The sequence below is a fragment of the Pantoea sp. Pa-EAmG genome, assembly GCF_030024295.1.
GTDB lineage: Bacteria > Pseudomonadota > Gammaproteobacteria > Enterobacterales > Enterobacteriaceae > Pantoea > Pantoea dispersa.
The window spans coordinates 1-22762 of sequence record NZ_JASEWO010000063.1; the positions used below are offsets into that span (position 1 = coordinate 1).

The following is a 22762-nucleotide window of genomic DNA, read 5'->3' on the forward strand; positions in this document are numbered from 1 at the left end:
CAAGGAGATAGGTATGACTTCATTTACTAACAAAACGCTGATTACCCAGGAATATCCAAAGCCGCCATTCAAAAAGCAGCATCAGCCCATTCCGGGATTAGCCAGTAAGATGGAACCCCGTCCCGATCACGGTGAAACCAGCTATCGCGGCACTGGCCGTTTAACCGGGCGCAAGGCGCTGATTACCGGTGGCGACTCCGGTATTGGTCGCGCGGTAGCCATTGCGTATGCCCGTGAAGGGGCAGACGTGGCGATCAACTACCTGCCGGAAGAGGAGCAGGACGCCGCTGAAGTGGTGCAATTAATCGAAGCGGAAGGCCGTAAAGCGGTGGCTATTCCGGGTGATATTCGCTCAGAATCTTTTTGCCAGCAGCTGGTAAAAGAGGCAGCAGAAAAACTCGACGGTCTGGATATTCTGGTGAATAACGCCGGTCGCCAGCAATTTAATGAGTCAATTCGCACGCTCTCAACGGAAGATTTTGACGCCACCTTTAAGACCAATGTTTATGCAATGTTCTGGATCACCAAAGCGGCACTGGAATATCTGCCTGCCGGATCATCCATTATTAATACCTCGTCGGTTCAGGCGTATGAACCGAGCGCCATCCTGCTGGATTACGCGCAAACCAAAGCCGCTATCGCTGCCTTTACCAAAGCGCTGGCGAAACAGCTGGGCGAACAGCAAATTCGCGTCAATGCCGTCGCGCCAGGGCCTTACTGGACCGCGCTGCAGGTGTGCGGCGGCCAGCCGCAGGAAAAAGTCGAGCAGTTTGGTGCCAGCGCGCCGCTGGGACGCCCCGGCCAGCCGGCTGAAATCGCGCCGCTGTATGTGACCTTTGCGGAGACCACCAACAGCTTCACCTCAGGCCAGGTATGGTGCTCTGATGGCGGTACCGGCACCCTCTGACATACGGGTGCTCATCCGGATTACGTGGCTGCCGCGGGCGGCCACGTTGCCGTTTGTGCTGACAGGGAAGATCCATGAATAATCAAACGCTGCAGTCGCCGATGCGCGATCAGGGCTTTGCCCGTCTAGGCGACTACGCGGCCATCGGTGAAGGCCGGTCGGTGGCGCTGATTGCGCCCGACGGCGCGATTGACTGGTGGTGCGCGCCCAACCTCGACTCAGCCCCGCTGTTTGACCGCCTGCTCGACCCGGAGATTGGCGGTTTTTTCCAGATTGAACCTGACGTCCCTTACCGCATTGAGCGCGCTTATCGCGCCGACAGTAACGTACTGGAAACCCGCTTTTTTACCGATGATGGCAGCGTGCTGCTGACCGAATCACTGAACAGCACGCTGGCCGGCCGTCTGCCTTGGAGTGAACTGGCGCGGCGCGTGGAAGGCATTGATGGCGAAGTGACCCTGCGTCTGACGCTGCGCTTTGGCACCGTTGCCGAAACGCGCTCGCCGTGGCAGGACAGCACCGAACAGGGCGACGTGTACCATATCGGCGATCTGATGGCGATGCTGCGCACCAGCGAGGACTGGCAGATCGAACAGCGTGACGATGAGCAAATCAGCGCTACGCTGCGGACGGCTGCGGACAGTCGATCGCTGGTGGCGTTGCTGGTCACCGAGCGCGAACCGCTGGCGGTGCCGCCGCTGGAGGCGATCGATACCCGGATTGAAACCAGCCATACCGCCTGGTGCGACTGGACCCGCAGCCTGAGCTATCAGGGGCGCTTTGCTGAGCACGTGCGCCGCTCGGCGCTGTCGCTGAAATTTTTATGGTATTCCCCCACCGGCGCGCTGGCGGCGGCAGCCACTACCTCGCTGCCGGAAGGCATTGGCGGGGAAAAGAATTATGACTACCGCTATGCATGGGTACGCGATGCCTGTCTGATCATCAAAGCCTTTGTTTTTCTCGGTGCGCTGGAAGATTGTAAAGCGGCGTTCTCCTGGCTGTCGAAAACCATCATTCGCCACGGTACCGCGCTGCGCACCTGCTACACGCTGGAAGGCGACGAAGTGCCTGCCGAACGCTTCGTGCCGCTGCGTGGCTATCATCATTCCCAGCCGGTACGCGTGGGCAACAACGCCCGCGACCAGCTGCAGCTGAGCATGTACGGCGATATGCTTGCCACCGCCGAGCTGTTTATACGCGCCGGGCACGTGCTGGATTTAGCCACCTCGCGCATGCTGGGTGCGCTGGCTAACCACTGTGCCGATTTATGGCGGCTGAAAGACAGCGGTATCTGGGAACTGCCGGAACAGCAGCACTATACCCATTCGAAAATGGCCTGCTGGCTGGCGCTGGATCGCGCCGTCGCGCTGGCCGAAGCACGCCACATTGAACCCACGTGGCTGAAACGCTGGCAGCGCGAGCGCGACCGCATCAGCAGCTGGATTGAAGCGCACTGCTGGAACGAAGAGAAACAGGCGTATGTGTTTTATCCCGACAGCAACGGCCGGCTGGACGCTGCGCTGGCGCTGGTGCATCCCTACGGTAGCCGCGTCAACCCGGCACGTATGCAGGCCACCTACCGTGCCATTGAGCAGGAACTGGGCCACGGCAGCGCCATGCTGTATCGCTACAGCGGCACGGAACAGGAAGAGAGCACTTTTATCGCCTGCTCGTTCTGGCTGGTGGAAGCCTGGGCGGCGCTGGGCGAGACAACGCGTGCCGAAAGCGCCATGCAGCAGATCCTCGGCAAACTGTGCCAGCGCGGCAACGTGGAAACTTTCAACGAAATGTTTGATGTGCGCAGTGACGAATGGCGCGGCAATATGCCGCAGGGCCTCAGTCATCTGGCATTAATTTGCGCCGCACAGACGCTGACCGATCATGGCTGAAATGCCCCGCCGGCTGGCGGGGCATGATACTAACGTGAAGGCTGTGGCGCACGAAATACCAGCAGGATACCCGCCAGAATCGCCGCCATGCCCAGCAGGCTCAGCCACGGCAGCCGGTTACCCAGCAGCAGATAGTCGAGCAGCGCGGTAATCACCGGCACCAGATAAAACAGGCTGGTGACGTTAACGATACTGCCCGCGCTCAGTAAGCGATACAGCAGCAGCTGGGCCACCACGGAGATCATCACGCCGAGGAACAGCGCGGCCAGCCAGAAATGTAGCGTGAAGCTGACATGAAAAGGTTTAACCGGCAGCAACAGCAGGCACAGCAGTAAACTCACGCCGTACTGCAGCGGCAGCACCTGCGCCGGATGCTGCGTCACCCGCTGCTGCATGATGGCACCGAAGGTCATGCACAGCAGCGCGGCCAGCGCAAACAGCACGCCGCTGAGCGGCAGCTGCGACGCCGCCAGACTGCGCCACACCAGTAGTATCAGCCCCGCCAGCGCGACCGTTAAGCCCAGCAACCGCCTGCCCGGCAGACGCCGCTCCACCAGGCACAGCGTCAGAATTGGCTGGATGCCCATGATGGTGGCGATCAGCCCTGGCGTCACGCCCTCCGCCATCGCCTGGAAATAACACAGCGAATAAGCGCCGATCAACACCAGGCCGGTCAGCATTACGCGCGGGCGCGTACCGGGCTGCGGCAGCCAGCGGCGGCGAAACAGTCCCACCAGCAACAGCGCAACCAGCGCGATGCTAAAACGCACCACCAGCAGTGCCAGCGGTGAGGCATTATCCAGCCCGAGACGCGAGAAAATGGCTGCGCTGCCCCACAGCAGCACAAAGCCTGACGTCGCTGCCTGCGAAGTCAGCGAAGAAGAAGAACGCATAGCATTGCTCCTGAAACAAACGTTGTTAGCGCGCTCGCTTAGCGAGGCGCAGGAAGTTCGATACTTAGCGAATCACAACGCGTGCCGGAGGTGGCGGGCAGCAAGGCGCATACAGGCGAAAGTCAGATGACGATGCGGAATCAGCAGAGAGTGTCATAAACGCGCCTGTAGCATGGGGTTGAGGCCAAACGTTAACAGATTGTTTACACCCTGTCATCCATTCAGCCGTTGCGGAAACACCTCACGCAGCCAGTCGATCAGCACCCGCAGGCGCTGGGTGAGATGGCGGCTCTGCGGATAGACCACGTGGAACGGATAGTCGGACGGACGCCAGTCGGCGAGGATCTCCACCAGCCGTCCGGCCTGCAAATCCGCGGCCGCAGCGTAACGGAACGTCTGAATGATGCCCAGACCCGCCACCGCCGCGGCAAGGTGCGCGTTGCTCTCATTGACGCCAACGCGGTGCGCGGTCTTGATCTCGATTCGCTCTTCACCATGGCGAAAGCGCAGCGGAAAGGCGCGCCCGCTCTGCGGCGACAGATAGCTGATGATGCGGTGGCCATTGTTCAGCTCCTGCGGATACGCCGGAATGCCGTAGGTCCGCAGATAGCCGGGCGTGGCACAGGTGATCATTTGCGCATTGCCTAAGTGCCGTGCCACCAGTGACGAATCGCTCAGCGGACCGCCGCGCACCACGCAGTCCACGTTATCACTGATGAGATCCACGGTGCGATCGGACACGCCAAGGTCCAGGGTGATGTCGGGAAACCGGGCGACAAAATCGGGCAGCGCCGGCAGCAGCACATCGCGCGCCGTTGAGCCGCCGATATCCATACGCAGCTGACCGTGCGGTTTCGTCGTGACGCTATTGAACGCACAATCGATATCTTCCAGATCGCGCACGATGCGCAGCGCCCGCTCGTAGTAATCGCGCCCTTCTGCCGTCACCGTGACCCGGCGCGTGGTGCGCAGCAACAGGCGCACACCGAGATGCGCTTCCAGCTCCTGCACCAGCTTACTCAGGGTAGCGTTAGGCATATCCAGTGAATTGGCGGCCCGGGTAAAGTTGCCTGCCTCAACCACGCGGGCGAACGCCCGGATTGCCAGCAATTGATCCATTGTCGCCCCTTACCTGATTATCCACCCAGAGAAATAGTCCTTTCGATTTTACACCATTTATCCGTAAAAGCGGCAGCGCTACAGTGCACTTCAGCGACGGCAAGGCCGTCACCACTTAACCTGATCAACTGTGGAGTACATACTATGAACCTGATTCTGCAAGACAAAATTGCTTTGGTTACCGGCGGCACCTCCGGTATTGGCCTCGCCACCGCCCAGGAACTGGCGGCACAGGGCGCACGCGTGTTTATCACCGGTCGTCGTCAGCCTGAGCTGGATGCGGCCGTCGCCAGCATCGGCGCCGCCGCCACCGGCATTCGCGCCGATGCAGCACAGTTAAGCGACCTCGACGCTGTCTATGCGCAGATTGCGCGCCAGGCCGGCCGGCTGGATATCCTGTTTGCCAACGCCGGTGGCGGCGACATGCTGCCGCTGGGGGCCATCACAGAAGAACATTTTGATCGTATCTTCAGCACCAACGTCCGCGGCGTGCTGTTCACCGTGCAAAAAGCGCTGCCGCTGCTGAGCGATAAGGCATCGGTGATTCTCACCGGCTCCACCGCCGCAATTCAGGGTACGCCGGGCTTCAGCGTTTACAGCGCCAGTAAAGCGGCGGTGCGTAACTTTGCCCGCTCGTGGGCGCTGGATGTGAAAGATCGCGGCATTCGCATTAACGTGGTGAGTCCCGGCCCGGTGAAAACGCCCGGCTTAGGCGGCCTGGTGCCGGAAGATCAGCGCCAGGGGCTGTTCGATGCGCTGGCCGCGCAGGTACCGCTCGGTCGTCTGGGTGAGCCGGGAGAGATTGGCAAGGTGGTGGCGTTTCTCGCCTCCGATGCCGCCAGCTTTATTAATGCAGCCGAGCTGTTTGTCGATGGCGGTATGGCGCAGGTGTAAGCGGGTGTTGTACCGGTGCGCCGCCTGGCGCACCGGCTTTCTGCCTTAAGCATGGCTGCGGTTAACGCAGCGAATGCTCACCTGCCACCGCAGCCGGCTCGCCTGCGGTGAGCTGCTGCTCCAGCTGCTCCAGCGATATGCCTTTGGTCTCCGGCACGCGACGCAGCACAAAGACAAAGCCCGCCGCACAAATCACGCCATACAGCATAAAGCTGCCCGCTGCACCAAGTCCGGCATTGAGGATGGGAAAGGTATAAGTCAGCACAAAACAGGCAATCCACAGCGCCAGCGTGGCGACCGACATCGCCAGACCGCGAATCCGGTTGGGGAAAATTTCCGCCAGCAGCACCCAGGTGACCGGCGCCAGCGTCAGCGCATAAACCGCAATCGCCGCCAGTACCAGAATCAGCACCGGCCAGCCGGTGATGCCCAGCGTGTAGGCACCGGCAATCAGTGCATAACACAGCGTCAGTCCTCCGGCGCCGATCAGCATCAGTTTGCGGCGACCGAGCCGGTCCACCAGCGGCAGCGCCAGCACTGTTGCCAGCAAATTGATCAGGCCGGTGGCCACGATCGACTTCAGCGTGCCGTTGATATCGAAACCAGCCGAAGCAAAAATCTCCTGCGCATAATTGAAAATCACGTTGATACCGCACCACTGCTGGAAAATCGCCAGCACGATGCCGGTGATGACAATCGGCAGCGTGCGCGGTGCCAGCAGCGAGCCGGCGCGGGCGCGCGTTTGCTGGCGATCCTGTTCCAGCGCGCGGGCAATCTCGCGCTGCGTCTGCTGCGCATAAGCAGGCGAACCAATTTTATTCAGCATCGCCAGCGCGCGCTGCGGCTGGCCCACCAGCATCAGCCAGCGCGGTGATTCCGGCACCCACATCATCAGCAGCAGAAACGCCAGCGACGGCACGGCAGCCGAGGCGAACATCCAGCGCCAGCCAACCTGACCGTTCCAGGTTTCACGCAGCGCCGCATGGGTTGATGCGCCGACGACCGGATCGGCAATCATCAGGTTGATCAGCTGCGCCGCCAGCACGCCAATGACGATTGTCAGCTGGTTAACCGCGACAAACTTGCCGCGCTTGTCTGCCGGGCTGATCTCCGCGATGTACATCGGGCTGAGCGCCGAGGCGATACCAATGCCGACGCCGCCGATAATGCGCCACCAGACAAACAGCGTAAAGCTGCTGGCCAGCGCGGTGCCGATCGCCGACACCACAAACAGCAGTGCGGCGACGATCAGCGGCAGCCGCCGCCCCAGCTTGTCCGCTGACCAGCCGGACACCAGCGCGCCAAATACGCAGCCCACCAGCGCCGAGCTCATCGCCCAGCCGGATGCCGCCGGATCGGTGACGTTGAACCAGGCCTCATAGAAGGGTTTGGCCCCGCCAATCACCACCCAGTCATAGCCAAACAGCAAACCGCCGCAGGCTGCCACCAGACAGATGCTCCACACGTAACGCATATTCAGATGTTGATGATTGTTCACGGCCACTCTCCGCACCAGGGTCAAAGTGCGGCTATCTCACCACCGATACCGCAGGGTGAAAGTTCAGGCCCTCACAGATTTTAGTAACAGGAGTTTAGTAAACTACGCCGTACCGGGATCGGCCTCGACATAGAGATAACCGATGCCGAGGACCTGACGGGCGCGATCCAGCTGACCAAAATGCACGTTGGTGGCTTTGCTTTTTAGCGCATCGCGCGGATCAAAAGGATTGAAATCAATCTGGTGCACGATGGTCTGCAGCCAGCTCTCACCAAAAGTACAGCTGCGACCGTACAGCCAGATTTGATTGATATTCAGTGTATTAAGGAAATTGTACAGACTCATGCCGATGGCTTCCGCGCTGCGCAGCGACCACTCGACGATCCACGGCTCGCCGGCCTGCCAGGCGGCCAGCAGCTGACGGCTGGTGGGCTGCACCGCCTGCGGCGCGCGCTGATGCGCCAGCCGCTTAAGCGTGCTGAGCGAGGCGACCGTCTCCAGGCAGCCCTGCCGTCCGCAGTTACAGCGCTCCCCGTGCGGATCAATAATGGTGTGGCCAATCTGCCCGCTGCCGTACAGGTTGCCGCGAAAGATCTCGCCGTTGATGACAAATGATGAGCCGATGCCGTAATCGACATTGATGACGCAGAATTCGGCCAGCGCATTGCGGTTCAGCCACTTTTCCGCCAGCGCCAGCATCACGCAGTCATTATCGACGCGGACGTCAACCGCCAGCTTCTCCTCCAGCAGAAACTTCAGCTGCAGCGGGCTGCGCCACGCCGCCTGCGGCATATGCTGTGAGACACCGGTTACCGGATCGACCTGCCCGTGCACCGCCAGCGCCAGATTAATCTGCCGCTTCGGCCAGCGTTTACAGGTCGCGCGCCACACCGTTTCAATCTCTGCCAGCAGCTGCTCTGGCGTCTGCGCGTTGATGCTGATTTGCTGATAGTCGCCCTGCGCCACCAGCTGCGCATCCGCCAGCTGCAGTTCAATGCTGGTCGGCTTGACGCACAGGCACAGCGTCCACGCGCCCTCGGCCGGCAGCCGAAAACTGCCGTTGCTGTTGCCGCGCGTGCTCAGCGTGGCGCTGGAGTGCTGCACGTGGCCCTGCTCCAGCAGCTCCTGCAAAATCTTGCTGGCCGCCGGAATAGTCAGGCCGCTGAGCTGCGCCAGCTGCGATTTGCTCAGACGTTTATGACGCCACATCAGCTGCATAAACAGCGCTTTGTTGTGCTTACGCACCTGAAAATTATTCAGTCCGACGGTTTTCACGCGGCCTCCTTTCGCTTCATCCGCGCTCATCTTACTAAACAGTGTTTACTGACTTCTGTGATGGTTGCGCCATCCTGCGCGCCTGCCGTGCTTTAGAGTCCCTGCTCATAACAACCCGTTCGCGCTATCCCGGTAAAAAACGTTCTGATAATGCCGGGCGAACGCTTTATCTGGCTGTGCTGACACCAACCCTACAGAGAAAACATAATGACAACATCACCTGCAACCCATCCGTGGCTGATCCGCCTCGGCATTCCGCCCGCGCTGGCCTGGGGCTATCTGGCAGTCCTGCTGTTTATGATTGGCGACGGCGTCGAGTCCAACTATCTCGCGCCCTATCTGCACGAAAACGGCTTCTCCCTGAATATCGCTGCCTGGGTAATCGCCTTTTACGGCGTCACCGTCACGCTGGGCTCATGGCTGGCCGGTTCGCTGTCAACGCTGATCGGCCCGCGTAAAGTGATGCTGGCGGGCGGCCTGATCTGGATTGTGTTTGAAGTGCTGTTCCTGGCCGTGGCGCTGCCGTCACACAGCGTACTGCTGCTGGCACTAACCTATGGCCTGCGCGGCGTGGCTTATCCGATGTTTGCCTACGCCTTTCTGGTGTGGATTCAGTCGGCGGCCCCGGCGGAGATGCGCGGCTCCGCCACCGGCTGGTTCTGGCTGGCATTTACCGGCGGGCTGCCGACGCTCGGTTCGCTGGTAGCGATCTTCTCTATCCGCCTGGTGGGCGAATACGCCACCTTCTGGCTGTCACTGGGTCTGGTGGCGATCGGTCTGCTGGTGATGCTGCTGGCGCTGAAAGAGCGCAGCGGTTATCAGTCGCTGCTGGATGCCGAACATCGTCAGCAGGGCACGCTGCGCACGCTGATGGGCGGCATCGATATTCTGTGGCGTGAGCCGCGCATCGCTGCCGCGGCAGTGGTGCGCATCATCAACACCACGCCCTACTTCGGCTTCTTTATTTTTTTGCCGGGCTTTTTCACCGAACAGATTGGCTTTTCCCAGACCGAATACCTCAGTCTGATCACCATCATGGGACTGGTGGGCATGAGCTTTAATCCGATCGTTGGCAAGCTGAGCGACCGCATCGGCTGGCGCAAAGTGCTGACGGTGTTCGGCGGCCTGGGTTCCGGCGTCTCGATGCTGCTGATGTACTTTGTGCCGCAGTGGAGTCACGGCAGCTTTGTGCTCAGCGTGATCTGCGCCTGCCTGTACGGCATCACGCTGTGCGGCTACGTACCCGCCGCCGCGCTGTTCTCCTCGCTGTGCCAGCCGAAGGATAAAGGTAACGCCATGGCGATTTACTGCTTCGCCGCCGGCTTGTCCACTTTCTTTGGACCGGCGCTGTACGGCGCAATCAATGCGCTGCTCGGCACACTCGGGGTGGTTTGGGGCTACGCCTTCCTGTATCTGGTGAGTGCGTTTATCTCGTGGCGTTATCTGCTCAGTCCGCTCGATCCGGGCGAGCAGCACAACCCGGCGGCGCAGCGCCTGCGCCGGTTAGATTCCATCGCATCGGAGTAAACGGAGCGTTATGAAAGAGTACGATTACATTGTGGTGGGCGGCGGGAGCGCGGGCTGTATCGTTGCCGCGCGCCTGGTCAGCGAAGGAAATGCGCGCGTGCTGCTGCTGGAGGCCGGGCGCGACGAATACCATCCGGTGCTGAAAATGCCCGCCGGCTATATGAAGTTTCTCGCCAGCGACCGGTTTCTGACGATGCATCAAACCGAAGCGCAGCCGCAGCTCAACGGACGCGGCGTGATCGTGCCGCAGGCCAAAGTGCTGGGCGGCGGTTCGACTGTCAACGCCATGGTCTACATGCGCGGCCATAAACAGGATTACGCCGACTGGAACCAGGCGCTGGGCCATCAGGGCATCGACTGGTCGTGGGAGGCGCTGCTGCCGCACTTTACCGCCATTGAAGATAACGATCACCTCGGCGCACCCAATCACGGCATTGGCGGCCCGCTGAAAGTGTCGCATCTCGGCCACTTCAGTCCGCTGAGCCGCGCCTATGTCAAAACCCTGCAGGGGCTGGGTATTCCCTACACGGCGGATTTTAACAGCGGCAATCCGTCTGGCGTCGGCTTCATGCAGCACACCATTGACGGTCAGACGCGGCAGCGCTGCAGCGTGGTGGATGCGTTTATCAACCCGCTGCGCCATGACGCACGGCTGACGCTGGTCACCGGTGCGCAGGTTGAAGAGGTGCTGTTTGACGGCACCTGCGCCAGCGGCGTGCGCTATCGTCAGGATGGCCAGCCGCAACAGGCGCGCGCCAGCCGCGAAGTGATTCTGGCCGCCGGTGCCTACCAGACGCCAAAACTGCTGATGCTCTCCGGCATCGGTCCGCAGGAGCAGCTGAAACAGCACGGTATTACCGTGCGCCATGCCTTGCCGGGCGTGGGTAAAAACCTGCAGGACCATTACGAAGTACCGGTTGTTGCCAGCACGCGCGGTGCGTTTGGCTACTACGGCCAGGATCGCGGCTGGCCGATGGTCAAAGCCGGACTGCAATATCTGTTGTTCAAAAGCGGCCCGGTGACCACCACCGGCGTGGAAACCTGCGCCTTTTTCGATCCGCTCGATTTCACGGCGACGCCCACCATTCAGATGTTCTGCGTGCCAACGGTCTATCTCGATCGCGATGTGATGGGTGCCGATCCCGGTGACGGTGTCACGGTGAATTCTCTGCTGCTGCGCCCGAAGGCCACCGGTGAAGTCACGCTGCGCGATAACAACGCCAGCAGCCTGCCGGTGATCGATACGCAGATTTTCGGCCATCCGGACGATTTAGCCCGCACCCTCGCCGGCTTTCGCTTTGCACGTCAGGTGCTGGCAGCCGCGCCCATCCGTGAGATGGTCAATCAGGAGATTTTCCCTGGTGCAGAAGTCACCAGTGATGACGCGATTGGCGCCCACTGCCGGCGCATGGTGAAAACCGGCTATCACCCGGTCGGCACCTGTCGCATGGGCCACGATGACGATCCGCTGGCGGTGCTGCACGATGACCTGCGCGTGCGCGGCGTACAGCGGTTGCGCGTGGTGGATGCCTCGATGATGCCGAATATTATCAGTGGCAACACCAATGCGGTGGTGATGGCCGTGGCGCATCGCGCTGCAGAACTGGTTCTGCAGTCACAACTTGTCGAGCACAAGGAGGCCGTGTATGAGTGACAAACTGGCGCGCCTGCAACAGGCGCTGGCGCACTGGCAGCTGGATGCGGTATTGCTGACGCGCCGCGATAACATCGCCTGGCTGACCGACGGGGCCAGCTATTATGTGGTGGAGCGCGCCGAGACCGGCGTTGCCAGCCTGCTGATCGGCCGCGACAGCGTGCTGCTGCTGGCACCGGACAATGAATTACCGCGCATTCTGGCCGAAGAGCCGCTGCCGTTCAGCTGTGCGACCCGGCACTATCCGTGGTACCAGTCGCTGAGCAGCGTGCTGCCGGCGGGCAATATCGGCAGCGATACGCCCATGGCAGGATTGAGCGATATCCAGCCGCAGATGATTACGCTGCGCCAGGGGCTGAGCGCAGCGGAACAGCAGCGCTTTCGCACGCTGGGACAGGAGACGGCGCAGGTTGTCGAAACGGTGGCGCGCCAGCTGCGCGCGGGCGTCAGCGAATGGCAGGTCGAAGCCGACATTGCCGCCGGCTGTCTGGCGCGCGGCATTCGCCCGATGTGCACGCTGGTGGCCGCCGATGAGCGCATCGCCACATTTAAACATCCGGTGCCGACGCACAAAACGCTGCAGCGCATGATGCTGATCACCCTCGGTGCCGAACGGCACGGTTTGCATGTCAGCCTGACGCGCCTGATGCATCTCGGCGAACCCGACGCGGCGCTGCGCCAGCGCATCGTGACGCTGGCGGAGATCCACGCCGATATGCTGTATGCCACCCAGGCGCAGCGCAGCTGGTCAGCGATTTTTGCCGACATCACCCAAGCTTATCAACGCCACGGTCACGCTGAGGCGTGGCGCGATCATCATCAGGGCGGTCCGGCCGGTTACGGCTGCCGCGACTGGATTATCACCCCGGAGAGTCGCGGCGAGGTGCAGCCCGACATCGCCGTGGCGTGGAACCCGACGCTGAGCGGCGTGAAAAGCGAAGACACTTTTTTGCTCAGCCGCAGCGGGCTGGTGCCGCTCACGCGCAGCGACAGCTGGCCGCTGATTCGCCTGCAGCGCGGTGATAATACCCTTGAACTGGCCGACTGGCTGATTCTCCCGACATCCTCATAAGGAAGCGACTATGTCCCCACGTTTAGCCAATAAAACCGCCATCATTACCGGTGCCGGTAGCGGCATCGGCAGCGCCATCGCCACCCTGTTTGCGCGCGAAGGCGCCCGCCTGGCGCTGTTTGATCGCGACGCACACAGCAGCGAAGCGCTGGCGGCGCAGCTACAGCAGCAGTCCGGCCAGCGCTGTCTGGCCTGCGCAGCCGATGTCACGCAGCCGCAGCAGGTTAGCCGCGCGGTACAGCAGGCGCAGCAGGCGCTGGGAGATATTGATATCCTGATCAACTGCGCTGGCGTAAACGTTTTTCGCGATCCGCTGACGCTGGACGAGGATGACTGGCAGCGCTGCATGAACACCAATCTGAAAGGGCCGTACAACCTGATACGCAGCGTCCTGCCGGCGATGCTGGCGCGTCAGTATGGCAACATCGTTAACGTTGCATCGGTGCACGGGCACAAAATCATTCCCGGCGCGTTCCCTTATCCGGTGGCTAAACACGGGCTGATCGGCCTGACGCGTTCGCTGGGCGTGGAGTACGCCGCGCAGGGCATCCGCGTAAACAGTATTTCGCCCGGTTTGATCATGACGCCAGCCGCTGAAGCCTGGCTGGCGAGCTGTCCGGATCCGCAGGCCGAGCGCGCGCGTCAGGCGGCGCTGCTGCCGTGTAAACGCATCGGCGAGCCGGATGAAGTGGCCTACACCGCGCTGTTTCTCGCCAGCGACGAGGCGCGCTTTATCAATGCCACCGATATCCTGATCGACGGCGGCCGCAGCCAGATGTATCACGAGTAGAGCGGAATCACCGGTTACGGATGCACGCGCCGGCAACGATCGGCCCCCTCTGCCACCGGATGGGCGGCGATATCAGCGCGGTCAGTGCGGATTGTCGCAGTATCGACGTCAAAGCGCTTGTCGCGGTCAGCCAGCAGCGCCGGGTTGAGCTGACCGTCGGCGGTAAAGCCCATCATCAGCGTCGGCGCGCCCAGCGGCAGTGTTTTATCGCGGTCGGTATGCCAGGTGTGCCAGGTTTTTCCGTAGGTGTTGACGATTTTGCTCATCAGCGCGTGCTCTGCGGCCGGCGGCAGGCCAGGGGCAATCAGCGTACCGGATTTCACTTCATAGCGATGGCTGTGCCAGTACTGCTTTTCCTGCGCCGGCAGCTGCTTAAATAAACGTTCGCTGATGATATATTCCACGCCCATTAATTTGGCGTCTTTTTTGTTACCGTCAAAAATAACCGCCTGCATCACGTCATCATTAAGAATGGTGACGTAGTGATGGGCCTCCATCTGCCCCTGCTGATTTCCGCAGTAATAATGAAAACCATCCAGATACGTATTGATCGCCTCAATCGGCGGCCGCGACTGCAACGCCGCCGCCCCGCTCTCCAGCAGCGCGGTTTTCCCCGCCTCAGGCGCACCAGGTGCCGTAACCGGCGAGGCGCTGTTATTCGCGCCACAGCCGGATAATAACAATAACGCCAGCGCGCTAAATACACGGTTTCGCATTTCATCACCCCATTCTTATATTGAGTGATAAACATAGTTAATCAGCGACAGGACGCGAGCGCAGCGGGAACCCTATCCGGCGGCGAATTAAAACCGCCACGCGGTAAATAACCAACCATTCAGCTGGCCGCCGATTCAGTGATGAATGTGTCGGCCACTGTCAGCAAAGTGACAGGCTGTGAGGCTAAACTGGAGGGTGGGTGAATAAGTTTCGTGAGCGAACAGACGATTCCGCTATCATGAGTGAACGCTCATAAAACAAGGCTGCACCGATGAGAGAGTTACCGCCTACCGCCATGCTGCGCGCGTTTGAAGTGGCAACGCGCCATCCGACCTTTACCGCCGCCGCGGAAGAGCTGTTTATCACCCAAAGCGCCGTCAGCCATCAGCTCAAAAACCTGGAAGAGATCTGGGGCGTACAGCTGTTTCAGCGCGGCAAAACGCTGAGTCTGACGCCGGCCGGTGCGGCGCTGGCACCGATCGTGCGCGAGTTTTTCAGTAATCTGGAAACCACCTTAGCCGACTTACGCGAGCAGAAAGGCCGCGTGCGGCTGCGCGTGAATACCACCTACTCGTTTGCGCTGAAGTGGCTGTTGCCGCGCCTGCCGGGCCTGACGCGCCAGCACCCGGAAATTCTGGTAACGCTGGAAAGTACCGATGATGCGATTACCTTCTCGCGCCAGGATTCTGACGTGGCGATCCGCTTTGGCCATGGCAATTATCCGGCGCTGCACAGCGAATTTATGTTTCGTGAACAGTTGTTTCCGGTCGCCAGCCCGGCGCTGCTGCAGCGCTTCGGCACACCGCAGGAACCGGCAGAGCTGCTGCGTTACCCGCTGCTGATGCGTGATGGCGCCGATCTGGTGCCAAAGTGGGAGATCTGGTTTAAACAGGTCGGCCTGACGCTGGATGCCTTACAGGAGAGCGTACGTTTTGCCGACACCAATATGACGCTGGAAGCCGCGCTGCTGGGGCAAGGCGTGGCGCTGGCGCGCAGCGGTCATGTTGAAAAAGAGCTGCGCGACGGCAGCCTGGTACGGCTGTTCAACGTCGCGTTTTCCTCGCCCGCCGCCTACTATTTCGTCTGTCCGCAGGGCATTGAAAGCCAGCCGCACATCGTTAATTTTCGACGCTGGCTGCTCGCAGAATCACGTCAGGCGCAGCAGGATTATCAGTGAAGTATGAGTATTTACTCATAGCGCAATGATAAATCTTCGCTTTTCAATCGATCTGCGGCTGCATAGCATCAGCCTATGCCTGATTACATTATTGTCTTAACGCTGTGCGCCGCACTGCTGCACGCCAGCTGGAACACCTTACTGCGCGGCGGATCCGATCGCCTGTGGTCAATGACCATTATGTGCGTGGCGATCGCGCTGGTGTGTGCGCTCAGTACGCTGTTTCTGCCGCTGCCGGCGCGCGCCAGCTGGAAATATGCGCTGCTGTCGGCGCTGCTGCACGTCGGCTATAACCTGTGCCTGGTGCGCAGCTACCAGAGCGGCGATCTCGGCCAGACCTATCCGATTGCGCGCGGATCGTCGCCGCTGCTGGTGACCTGCGCCGCCGCGCTGTTTGCCGGCGAGCACATCGCCTTTACTACGCTGTGCGGCATCGTGCTGGTGTCCGCTGGCATTGTGTCGCTGGCGCTGCGCGGCGGCAAACTGGCGCTGCCGGGCCTGCGCTACACGCTGGCGACCGGTGCCTTTATCGCCGCGTACAGCGTGGTGGACGGCATGGGCGTGCGCGTTGCCGGCAATGCATTTGCGTATACCGCCTGGATGTGCAGCTTGTGGGGCATATTGATGCCGGCGGTGTATATCGCGCTGCGCGACAGCAAAAGCCTGCTGCAGTGGCGACCCGGCTTACTGAGCGCGGCAGCGGGCGGCCTGGTTTCGCTGCTGGCCTACGGCATCATTATTTACGCCATGACGGCAGCACCGATGGGCGCGGTGTCGGCCCTGCGTGAAACCAGCGTGCTGTTTGCCGCCGTGCTGGGCGCGCTGTTTCTCGGCGAAGCTTTAACGGTAAGGAAAATGCTGGCGTGTGCGGTGATTGCCCTCGGCACGCTGATGATCGGTTAAACGATGAGGAGATGGCAGCATGTCTGAACGTTGTAAAATCGCCCTGCTGGGCCCCGGTGCGATTGGCACCACCGTCGCGGCAGTGCTGCACGAAGCCGGCCGTACGCCGCTGCTGTGTGGCCGCACGGCCCATGCGCAGTTAACGCTGCGCCACGATGCGGGCGAAATCAGCGTGCCCGGACCGGTATTACATGATGCCGCACAGATGACACAACGCTGCGACCTGCTGTTTGTGGCGGTTAAAACCACCCAGGTGGCAGACTGCGCCGCGTGGCTCGCTACCCTGTGCGATGAAAAAACCGTGGTGTGCGCGCTGCAAAACGGCGTCGAGCAGCAGATCCAGCTGGTGCCTTACGTCAACGGTGCCACGGTATTGCCTTCGGTGGTGTGGTTTCCGGCGCAGCGCGAGCCGGATGCGTCAGTCTGGCTGCGCGCCCAGCCTCGCCTGACCTTGCCGGATGTGCCGCAGGCCGCGCGCGTGGTGGATGCACTGCGCGACACGCGCTGTGAAGTGGCGCTGGCAGCAGATTTTCTCTCCATCGCCTGGCGCAAGCTGTTACAGAACGCCGCCGCCGGTTTGATGGTGCTGGCCAACCGTCGCGCCGGCATGTTTAGCCGCGGCGATATTACACAGCTGGGATTGGCCTATTTGCAGGAGTGCCTGACGGTGGCGCGCGCGGCCGGTGCGGTGCTGGACGACAGCGTGCCACAGGCGATTATCGATGGATTTCACCGCGCGCCGCCCGATCTGAGCACCTCGATTCTCGCCGATCGCCAGGCCAACCGCCCGCTGGAATGGGATACCCGCAACGGTGTGGTGCAGCGTTATGGTCGTCAGCACGCTATTGCGACGCCCATTAGCGATGTGGTGGTGCCGCTGCTGGCAGCGGGCAGCGAAGGACCGGGCTGATACACTATTTTGCCTTTCGCGCGGAGAGAAAAAGGTATGCTGTGAATTCTTAACACCACGGCTACGCTTTGATTGCGGCGCAATGTGTTGCGCGATGAATCGCGCCGCTACCAATAGGATGCAATGTTCAGCTGAATTAAACGGCCGCCTTTTCGGCATAATTACAGTTACGGCAACAGGACGCGCTTATGACAGATTACGTTTTTTACCGCAAACAACAGGTTATCGCCACGCTGGAACGATCGGATGTGGAACGTGCCCGGCTGCTAATGGCGGACGGTTACAGCAAGATGGATGAAGAAATTAATGCAGCCAGCGCGCAGGCGGCGCTGCGGCGGCTGGCTGATATTCGCCATGAAGAGCAGATGACCGAACACGCCTTTGCCACCGGTTCGGTATTCGGTGCGGTGGTGAGCGCGCTGTTCAGGCACTGAGATTACGCGCCAAACGCTCCATCAATGGTGTGCATGGCACCGGTAACGAAGCCGGCTTCGGGTCCTGCCAGCCATGCCACCATGCCAGCCACTTCTTCAGCGCGGCCATGGCGTTTGATCGCCATGAAGCTGTGCATCAGATCCTTCATCGGGCCATTTTCCGGATTGGCATCGGTATCAATCGGGCCGGGCTGCACCACGTTGATGGTGATGCCGCGCGGTCCGAAATCCCGCGCCAGGCCGCGCGCCAGCCCCTGTAACGCAGATTTACTCAGCGCATAAGACGCCATGCCGGGAATCGGCATGCGGTCGCCATTAACCGAACCGATGATGATGATGCGGCCACCGTCTGGCATCTGTCGGGCGGCTTCGACCGCAGCATGGTACGGCGCGTGAATGTTAATGCGGAACAGGCGATCCACCGCATCCGGATCCTGTTCCAGCGCATCGCCAAACAGGGCGATACCGGCATTGACCACCAGCACATCCAGCGGTCCGCTGTCGCGTACGGTGGCAATCACCGCATCGCGCTCTGAACTGTCGCTATGAACCGCAGCCGAACCGGTGTCATGTGCCAGCTGCGCAGCGGCCTCGGGCGAGCCTGAGAAGGTGAAAGTCACGCTGGCACCCTCATCAGCAAAGCGCCGTACAATAGCCGCACCAATACCGCGACTGCCACCCAGTACCAGAACCTGCTTATCTTTGAATCCGCTCATTTGCATCTCCACCTGTGATTTCTTAGTATGCATTACAAAATGAGCCCGAATGAATGTCAACGCAATTTTGTAGCGAGCACTATAAAATATGAAATCACCTGGTCGTCCCCGTAACTTCGACCCTGAACACGCCGTGGCTGTGGCGCAGGGATTATTTCATGCCAAAGGTTATGACGCCGTCAGCGTCGCGGATGTCACTGACGCGCTGGGCATCAATCCGCCAAGCTTTTACAGCGCATTTGGTAACAAGGCCGGCTTGTATGCCCGCGTCCTCGATCGCTACGCCGCCACCGGCTCGATTCCGCTGGCGGAAATACTGCGCGAGGATCGGCCGGTGGCTGAGGCCCTCGATGCATTGCTGAAAGCGGCGGCGCGGCATTATGGCCGGGATGATGTGTGTACGGGCTGTCTGGTGCTGGAAGGCATTCGTTGTCAGGATCAGCAGGCGCGCGAGGCGGCCAGCGTGTTTCATCGCGCCGCAGAGCACACCATTCGGCGCTACATCGCCGTCCGCTATCCGCAGGAGGCACAGCGCCTGACCGATTTTGTCAGCACCGTGATGTCGGGACTTTCTGCCAGAGCGCGTCAGGGCCACAGCGTTGAGCAACTGCTTGCCAGCGCGCAGCTGGCAGGTCTGGCCGTAGCTGCTGCGCTTGAGGCGTGATCGCTTTTTAGCTGCGAGGGGGTGACCGGTTAACCGCGCGCGCCAGCGTCGGCCACCGACCGCTGGAACATGCGCATGATGCCGCCGAGGTGCCAGTGCAAAAGTTCCAGCGCCTGTTCGTCTTCATATTGGGTTAACAGCGCCACAATCGCTTCATGATCGTTTTGCGAACCCTGAAACTCTTCCGGCGTGCGCGTCAGGTGGTTGAGAAAGGCGCGAATGCGGTTGATGCTGGTTTTGTAAAACCCGACCAGCTCACTGTTCTGGCTGGCCTCAATCAGCGCCATATGAAACGACGCATCGGTTTCACGGTAGGTCTCCGGCGCGTTTTGTAAGGCATCGCGTCCACGCGCCAGCTGTTCGTTCAGGCGCGCGATCAGCGCCTGACGATCGTGCTGCAGCGCCAGCTTTAACGCTCCTGACTCCAGAATCTGCCGCATCTCACAGGTTTCCCGCATCTCGCGCTCGTTGAACGAAAACACGAAGGTACCGCGCTGCGGGATAATCTGCACCAGCCGCTCCATCTCCAGCTTTTGCAGCGCCGCCCTGACCGGCGTGCGGCTGACGTTGAGCTGAGTGGCAATGTCGTTCTCGGAAATCAATGCACCGGGCTCAATCTGGCAGTTGACGATCAAATCACGAATATGATCGGCCAGAATGCTGCTCAGCGACTGCGGGCGGAGAATATTTTTAGCTGACCAGTCAATGATGAGTTTATCGGCGGGCATGGCGCAGCGTACGTCCTTTAAACAGCGAGCATTTAGGGGGTCACAATGACAGAAGGAACTGTTTTGTAGTATACAAGAGACAGATCCCCCAAACAATAACGGGCCTGTTTGGGGGACGTTGCGTTACGACGTGAACAGATAGCGCTGCTGCTGGATATGCGCGGGATTAAGCGCCATGCCCATGCCGGGCCCCTGCGGCACCGGGATCAATCCCTGCTGTGGCACCAGCGGATCGCGCAGGAAATACTGGTGAATATCGTTCCATTTCACCAGATATTCCTGATACGGCGTGTGGATCGGCGATTGCGTAGTGCTGAAATGGGCCGTGGCGATACTGGAATGCCCGTGCGGAATCACCTGCAGGTCGTACAGGCTGGCGATGGCAGCGATCTTTAACGTTTCTGAAAGCCCACCGCACCAGTAGATATCGGGCTGAATCACATCCAGCGCTCCGGAATCAAAGAAGCGTTTGAAGCCCCAGCGCGTGTACTCATGTTCGCCTCCCGCCATCGGGATCGACAGTTTGTCCTTAAGCCGGCGCATACTGTCTATTCTGTCGGCCATCACGCACTCTTCCAGCCAGCGCGGGCGATACGGTTCGATGCCCTTCGCCAGTTCCAGCAGATACGTCACATCCATCGACTGCCAGCAATCAAACATCAGATCGTAATCATCACCCACCGCTTCGCGCAGCGTTTTTGCCAGTTCGATGTTTTTCTTCAGCCCTTCTCTGCCGCTCATCGGCCCGTGGCGGAAAAACCATTTTTGTCCACGATATCCCAGCGCCTTGTACTCCAGCGCCCGCTCGTGCACCCGCGCCATATCCTGCACCGCAAACCCCAGCATGGAGGCATAAGCCGGGATCTCTTCGCGGATCGATCCGCCCAGCAGGCGAAACACCGGTTGCTGCATCCATTTGGCACGCAAATCCCACAAGGCACAGTCCACCGCGCTGATCGCCAGCATGCCATCGCCGTGACGCCCATGAATCTGCGCCCGGTACATCTGATCCCACAGGCGCTCGGTGTCGCGCGGGTCCTGACCCAGCAGCAACGGCCGCAGCTGACCATGAATGATTGACGCTACGGCGTGTGGCACCGGGCCTGCCAGCCCGTCCACGCCTTCATCAGAAACGATTTCAAGAAACACGGTGGTAATCGCAAAACCGTCTTCACGCTGAACGCCGCCGTCATGATTATCCACAGTCCGAAACTGCGCATACACATCGGTTGGACGCGCCAGCCGCTCTTCCCAGAAATCGCCGTTCCCTGGCATCACGCCTTGCACTTCAAGTAACCGGACATCGACAATCTTCATACTACTGCCCCTCACGTTGTTCATTGCTGGTCTGATAAGCCGGTAAACGCTGGCGACGGAAGATGATGCTCAGGGTAATGATTGAGAGCAGGGCCATCGCCGCCAGCCAGTAAAATCCGCCGTTGTAACTGCCGCTGCGATCGCGAATCACGCCGATCACCCATGGGTTCACGACGCTGGCAATACTGCCGAGGGCGTTGATCAGCGCGAGGCTGCCTGCCACCACGGATGCCGGAATAAACTGCGCTGGCAAGCCCCAAAACACCGGCATCGCGCCAAAAAAGCCAAATGCCGAACAGCAGAGAAACATCATTTTCACCAGCGAGTTATCGAACCACGCGACGCACAGCAGGCCGACAAAGGAGAAAATCAGCGCGAGGTAATTGGCCAGCAGCCGCGATCCTGGCCGGTCGGCGATACGGCCCAGCACCAGCATGCCGGCCAGACCAAACACGTAAGGGATAATGGTGATGAAACCGGTTTGCACATGGCCTAACCCGGTTTCGCTGATGATCAATGGCAGGAAGGTGCTCACCGCGCCGTTGAGATTCGCCAGCCCGTAATAGGTGAGGCTGAACAACAATACCAGCGGACTAAACAGCGCTTTCAGCAGCCCACCGTGGCCGTGCGGCGGCAGTTTTTGCCGTTCCGCGGCTAATGTCGTCGTCAGCCACTGCTGCTCATCTGCCCTGAGGAAGCGGGCATCTTTAGGCCGATCGGGCAAGGCAAAGGGGACGATCAGCCCCAGCACAATTGCCGGGATGGCCTCCAGCAGAAACATCAGTTGCCAACCGCGCAGCCCCAGCCATCCATGCAGTTCCAACAACAGGCTGGACACCGGCGTGCCGATAATCAGCGCAATCGGAATGCCGGTCATAAACGAGGCGATGATGCGGCCGCGCCACGCCACCGGAAACCACAGGGTGAGATAGAACACAATGCCGGGGAAGAAACCGGCTTCAGCCGCGCCGAGCAGTGCACGCATCACATACAGGCTGTTTTCGTTCCACACAAACATATGCGCACCGGAGATGATGCCCCAGGTCACCATGATGCGGGCGATCCACCAGCGCGCGCCCACCCTTTCCATCAGCAGGTTGGAAGGCAGTTCAAGGAGGGCGTAAGGCAGAAAAAACAGACCGGCGGCGAGGCCAAAACTGGCGGCGCTGATGCCAAGATCGGCATTCATGGTTAGCGCGGCCACGCCGATGTTGGCCCGATCAATCACGGCGATCACGTAGCAGGCGATCAGGAGCGGAATCAGTCGCCACGAGAGTTTGCGGATCACCCGCTTTTCAATCTCAGTATCTGTACTTTGCATGGTCTTTCCCGATGTTGGTGTCACGGATAAAAAATGCACTTGTATACAAGTTCTGTTGTATACATCCATCGTTGACAGTTCAATCGTCTTGCAGAGGAAATGAGATGTGAAACGTTTCAGCGCAAAAGACCCGGTGAGGGCGATAAACCTCGCTGTGTCGATGCCGGTGCGCGCGCAAATGTGTGGTGCGGCATGATGCAGGTTACTGGAGTCAGCGGTTATTGCAGTTGGGAGATATTTGCCAGAAAGGTAAGCTGCAGGTCACGATTAATCGCGCTGCACACCAGCATATTTCGCTATCAGTCACAGGCTCACCACAGAATATGGTGTGCGCGCCGGGAAACTCCGCCCTGACCA

General features: G+C 60.2%; 21 protein-coding genes. 12 read left to right on the plus strand and 9 right to left on the minus strand.

What is annotated here, in order from left to right:
- Positions 1-13 precede the first annotated feature (13 nt).
- Together QMM04_RS10655 and QMM04_RS10660 are read left to right on the plus strand one after the other, a co-directional pair.
- Complete coding sequence (locus QMM04_RS10655) at positions 14-907, plus strand: SDR family oxidoreductase (RefSeq protein ID WP_058770520.1); 894 nt, start codon at positions 14-16, stop codon at positions 905-907.
- A 74-nt stretch (positions 908-981) separates the two neighbouring features.
- Positions 982-2796, plus strand: a complete 1815-nt coding sequence (locus tag QMM04_RS10660) for a glycoside hydrolase family 15 protein (RefSeq protein ID WP_282996145.1) — start codon at positions 982-984, stop codon at positions 2794-2796.
- A gap of 29 nt (positions 2797-2825) precedes the next feature.
- Here the strand turns inward: QMM04_RS10660 and QMM04_RS10665 are convergent, their stop codons facing one another.
- Both QMM04_RS10665 and QMM04_RS10670 read right to left on the minus strand, forming a co-directional pair.
- Positions 2826-3689 (minus strand): DMT family transporter, encoded by an 864-nt coding sequence (locus QMM04_RS10665; RefSeq protein ID WP_021509548.1) that lies wholly within the window; start codon positions 3687-3689, stop codon positions 2826-2828.
- Positions 3690-3902: 213 nt separating this feature from the next.
- Positions 3903-4808, minus strand: coding sequence for a LysR family transcriptional regulator (locus QMM04_RS10670; protein ID WP_282996146.1), 906 nt, complete (start codon positions 4806-4808; stop codon positions 3903-3905).
- A gap of 144 nt (positions 4809-4952) precedes the next feature.
- On the opposite strand from QMM04_RS10670, the gene QMM04_RS10675 reads away from it, so the two are divergent.
- Entirely contained in the window at positions 4953-5702 is a 750-nt protein-coding gene (locus tag QMM04_RS10675) for an SDR family oxidoreductase (protein ID WP_282996147.1), read from the plus strand.
- A gap of 61 nt (positions 5703-5763) precedes the next feature.
- Here QMM04_RS10675 and QMM04_RS10680 read toward each other — a convergent pair whose 3' ends face one another.
- Positions 5764-7200 carry a sugar porter family MFS transporter gene (locus QMM04_RS10680; protein WP_282996148.1) on the minus strand — a complete coding sequence of 479 codons (1437 nt, stop codon included), beginning with the start codon at positions 7198-7200 and terminating at the stop codon, positions 5764-5766.
- Between the two features lie 102 nt (positions 7201-7302).
- Complete coding sequence (locus QMM04_RS10685; protein WP_282996149.1) at positions 7303-8475, minus strand: ROK family transcriptional regulator; 1173 nt, start codon at positions 8473-8475, stop codon at positions 7303-7305.
- Positions 8476-8682: 207 nt separating this feature from the next.
- Between QMM04_RS10685 and QMM04_RS10690 the strand changes: the two genes are divergently transcribed.
- From QMM04_RS10690 to QMM04_RS10705, 4 genes are read left to right on the plus strand one after another with little or no spacing between them, the layout of a single operon-like run.
- On the plus strand, positions 8683-10002 hold the full coding sequence (locus tag QMM04_RS10690; protein ID WP_021509553.1) for an MFS transporter: 1320 nt from the start codon (positions 8683-8685) through the stop codon (positions 10000-10002).
- Positions 10003-10012: 10 nt separating this feature from the next.
- Positions 10013-11656, plus strand: coding sequence for a GMC family oxidoreductase N-terminal domain-containing protein (locus QMM04_RS10695; RefSeq protein WP_282996150.1), 1644 nt, complete (start codon positions 10013-10015; stop codon positions 11654-11656).
- Positions 11649-12728 carry a M24 family metallopeptidase gene (locus QMM04_RS10700; RefSeq protein ID WP_282996151.1) on the plus strand — a complete coding sequence of 360 codons (1080 nt, stop codon included), beginning with the start codon at positions 11649-11651 and terminating at the stop codon, positions 12726-12728. Before QMM04_RS10695 ends, QMM04_RS10700 begins: the two co-directional genes overlap by 8 nt.
- A 10-nt stretch (positions 12729-12738) precedes the next feature.
- Positions 12739-13518: an SDR family oxidoreductase gene (locus QMM04_RS10705; RefSeq protein ID WP_104187187.1), complete on the plus strand. Its 780-nt coding sequence runs from the start codon at positions 12739-12741 to the stop codon at positions 13516-13518.
- A 14-nt stretch (positions 13519-13532) separates the two neighbouring features.
- Here QMM04_RS10705 and QMM04_RS10710 read toward each other — a convergent pair whose 3' ends face one another.
- Positions 13533-14234: an OBAP family protein gene (locus QMM04_RS10710; protein ID WP_282996152.1), complete on the minus strand. Its 702-nt coding sequence runs from the start codon at positions 14232-14234 to the stop codon at positions 13533-13535.
- A gap of 272 nt (positions 14235-14506) precedes the next feature.
- On the opposite strand from QMM04_RS10710, the gene gcvA reads away from it, so the two are divergent.
- The 4 genes from gcvA (at position 14507) to QMM04_RS10730 (ending at position 17659) form a co-directional block, all read left to right on the plus strand.
- On the plus strand, positions 14507-15412 hold the full coding sequence (gene gcvA / locus QMM04_RS10715) for a transcriptional regulator GcvA (RefSeq protein WP_104187184.1): 906 nt from the start codon (positions 14507-14509) through the stop codon (positions 15410-15412).
- 75 nt (positions 15413-15487) lie between these two features.
- The gene (locus QMM04_RS10720) at positions 15488-16315 is read left to right on the plus strand and encodes a DMT family transporter (protein WP_282996153.1); all 828 of its coding nucleotides are present in this window, start codon (positions 15488-15490) and stop codon (positions 16313-16315) included.
- Between the two features lie 19 nt (positions 16316-16334).
- Positions 16335-17225, plus strand: coding sequence for an oxidoreductase (locus QMM04_RS10725; protein WP_282996154.1), 891 nt, complete (start codon positions 16335-16337; stop codon positions 17223-17225).
- Positions 17226-17413: 188 nt separating this feature from the next.
- Entirely contained in the window at positions 17414-17659 is a 246-nt protein-coding gene (locus tag QMM04_RS10730) for a hypothetical protein (protein WP_282996155.1), read from the plus strand.
- Between the two features lie 2 nt (positions 17660-17661).
- Here QMM04_RS10730 and bdcA read toward each other — a convergent pair whose 3' ends face one another.
- On the minus strand, positions 17662-18375 hold the full coding sequence (gene bdcA, locus QMM04_RS10735) for an SDR family oxidoreductase (protein WP_282996156.1): 714 nt from the start codon (positions 18373-18375) through the stop codon (positions 17662-17664).
- Between the two features lie 88 nt (positions 18376-18463).
- On the opposite strand from bdcA, the gene QMM04_RS10740 reads away from it, so the two are divergent.
- Positions 18464-19039 carry a TetR/AcrR family transcriptional regulator gene (locus QMM04_RS10740; RefSeq protein ID WP_211724738.1) on the plus strand — a complete coding sequence of 192 codons (576 nt, stop codon included), beginning with the start codon at positions 18464-18466 and terminating at the stop codon, positions 19037-19039.
- Positions 19040-19068: 29 nt separating this feature from the next.
- On the opposite strand, the gene QMM04_RS10745 is transcribed toward QMM04_RS10740, so the two are convergent.
- From QMM04_RS10745 to QMM04_RS10755, 3 genes are all read right to left on the minus strand, one after another.
- Positions 19069-19767, minus strand: a complete 699-nt coding sequence (locus QMM04_RS10745) for a GntR family transcriptional regulator (protein ID WP_211724739.1) — start codon at positions 19765-19767, stop codon at positions 19069-19071.
- A 123-nt stretch (positions 19768-19890) separates the two neighbouring features.
- Positions 19891-21084: an enolase C-terminal domain-like protein gene (locus tag QMM04_RS10750; protein WP_211724740.1), complete on the minus strand. Its 1194-nt coding sequence runs from the start codon at positions 21082-21084 to the stop codon at positions 19891-19893.
- Position 21085: 1 nt separating this feature from the next.
- The gene (locus QMM04_RS10755; RefSeq protein WP_282996157.1) at positions 21086-22405 is read right to left on the minus strand and encodes an MFS transporter; all 1320 of its coding nucleotides are present in this window, start codon (positions 22403-22405) and stop codon (positions 21086-21088) included.
- Positions 22406-22762: the final 357 nt, after the last annotated feature.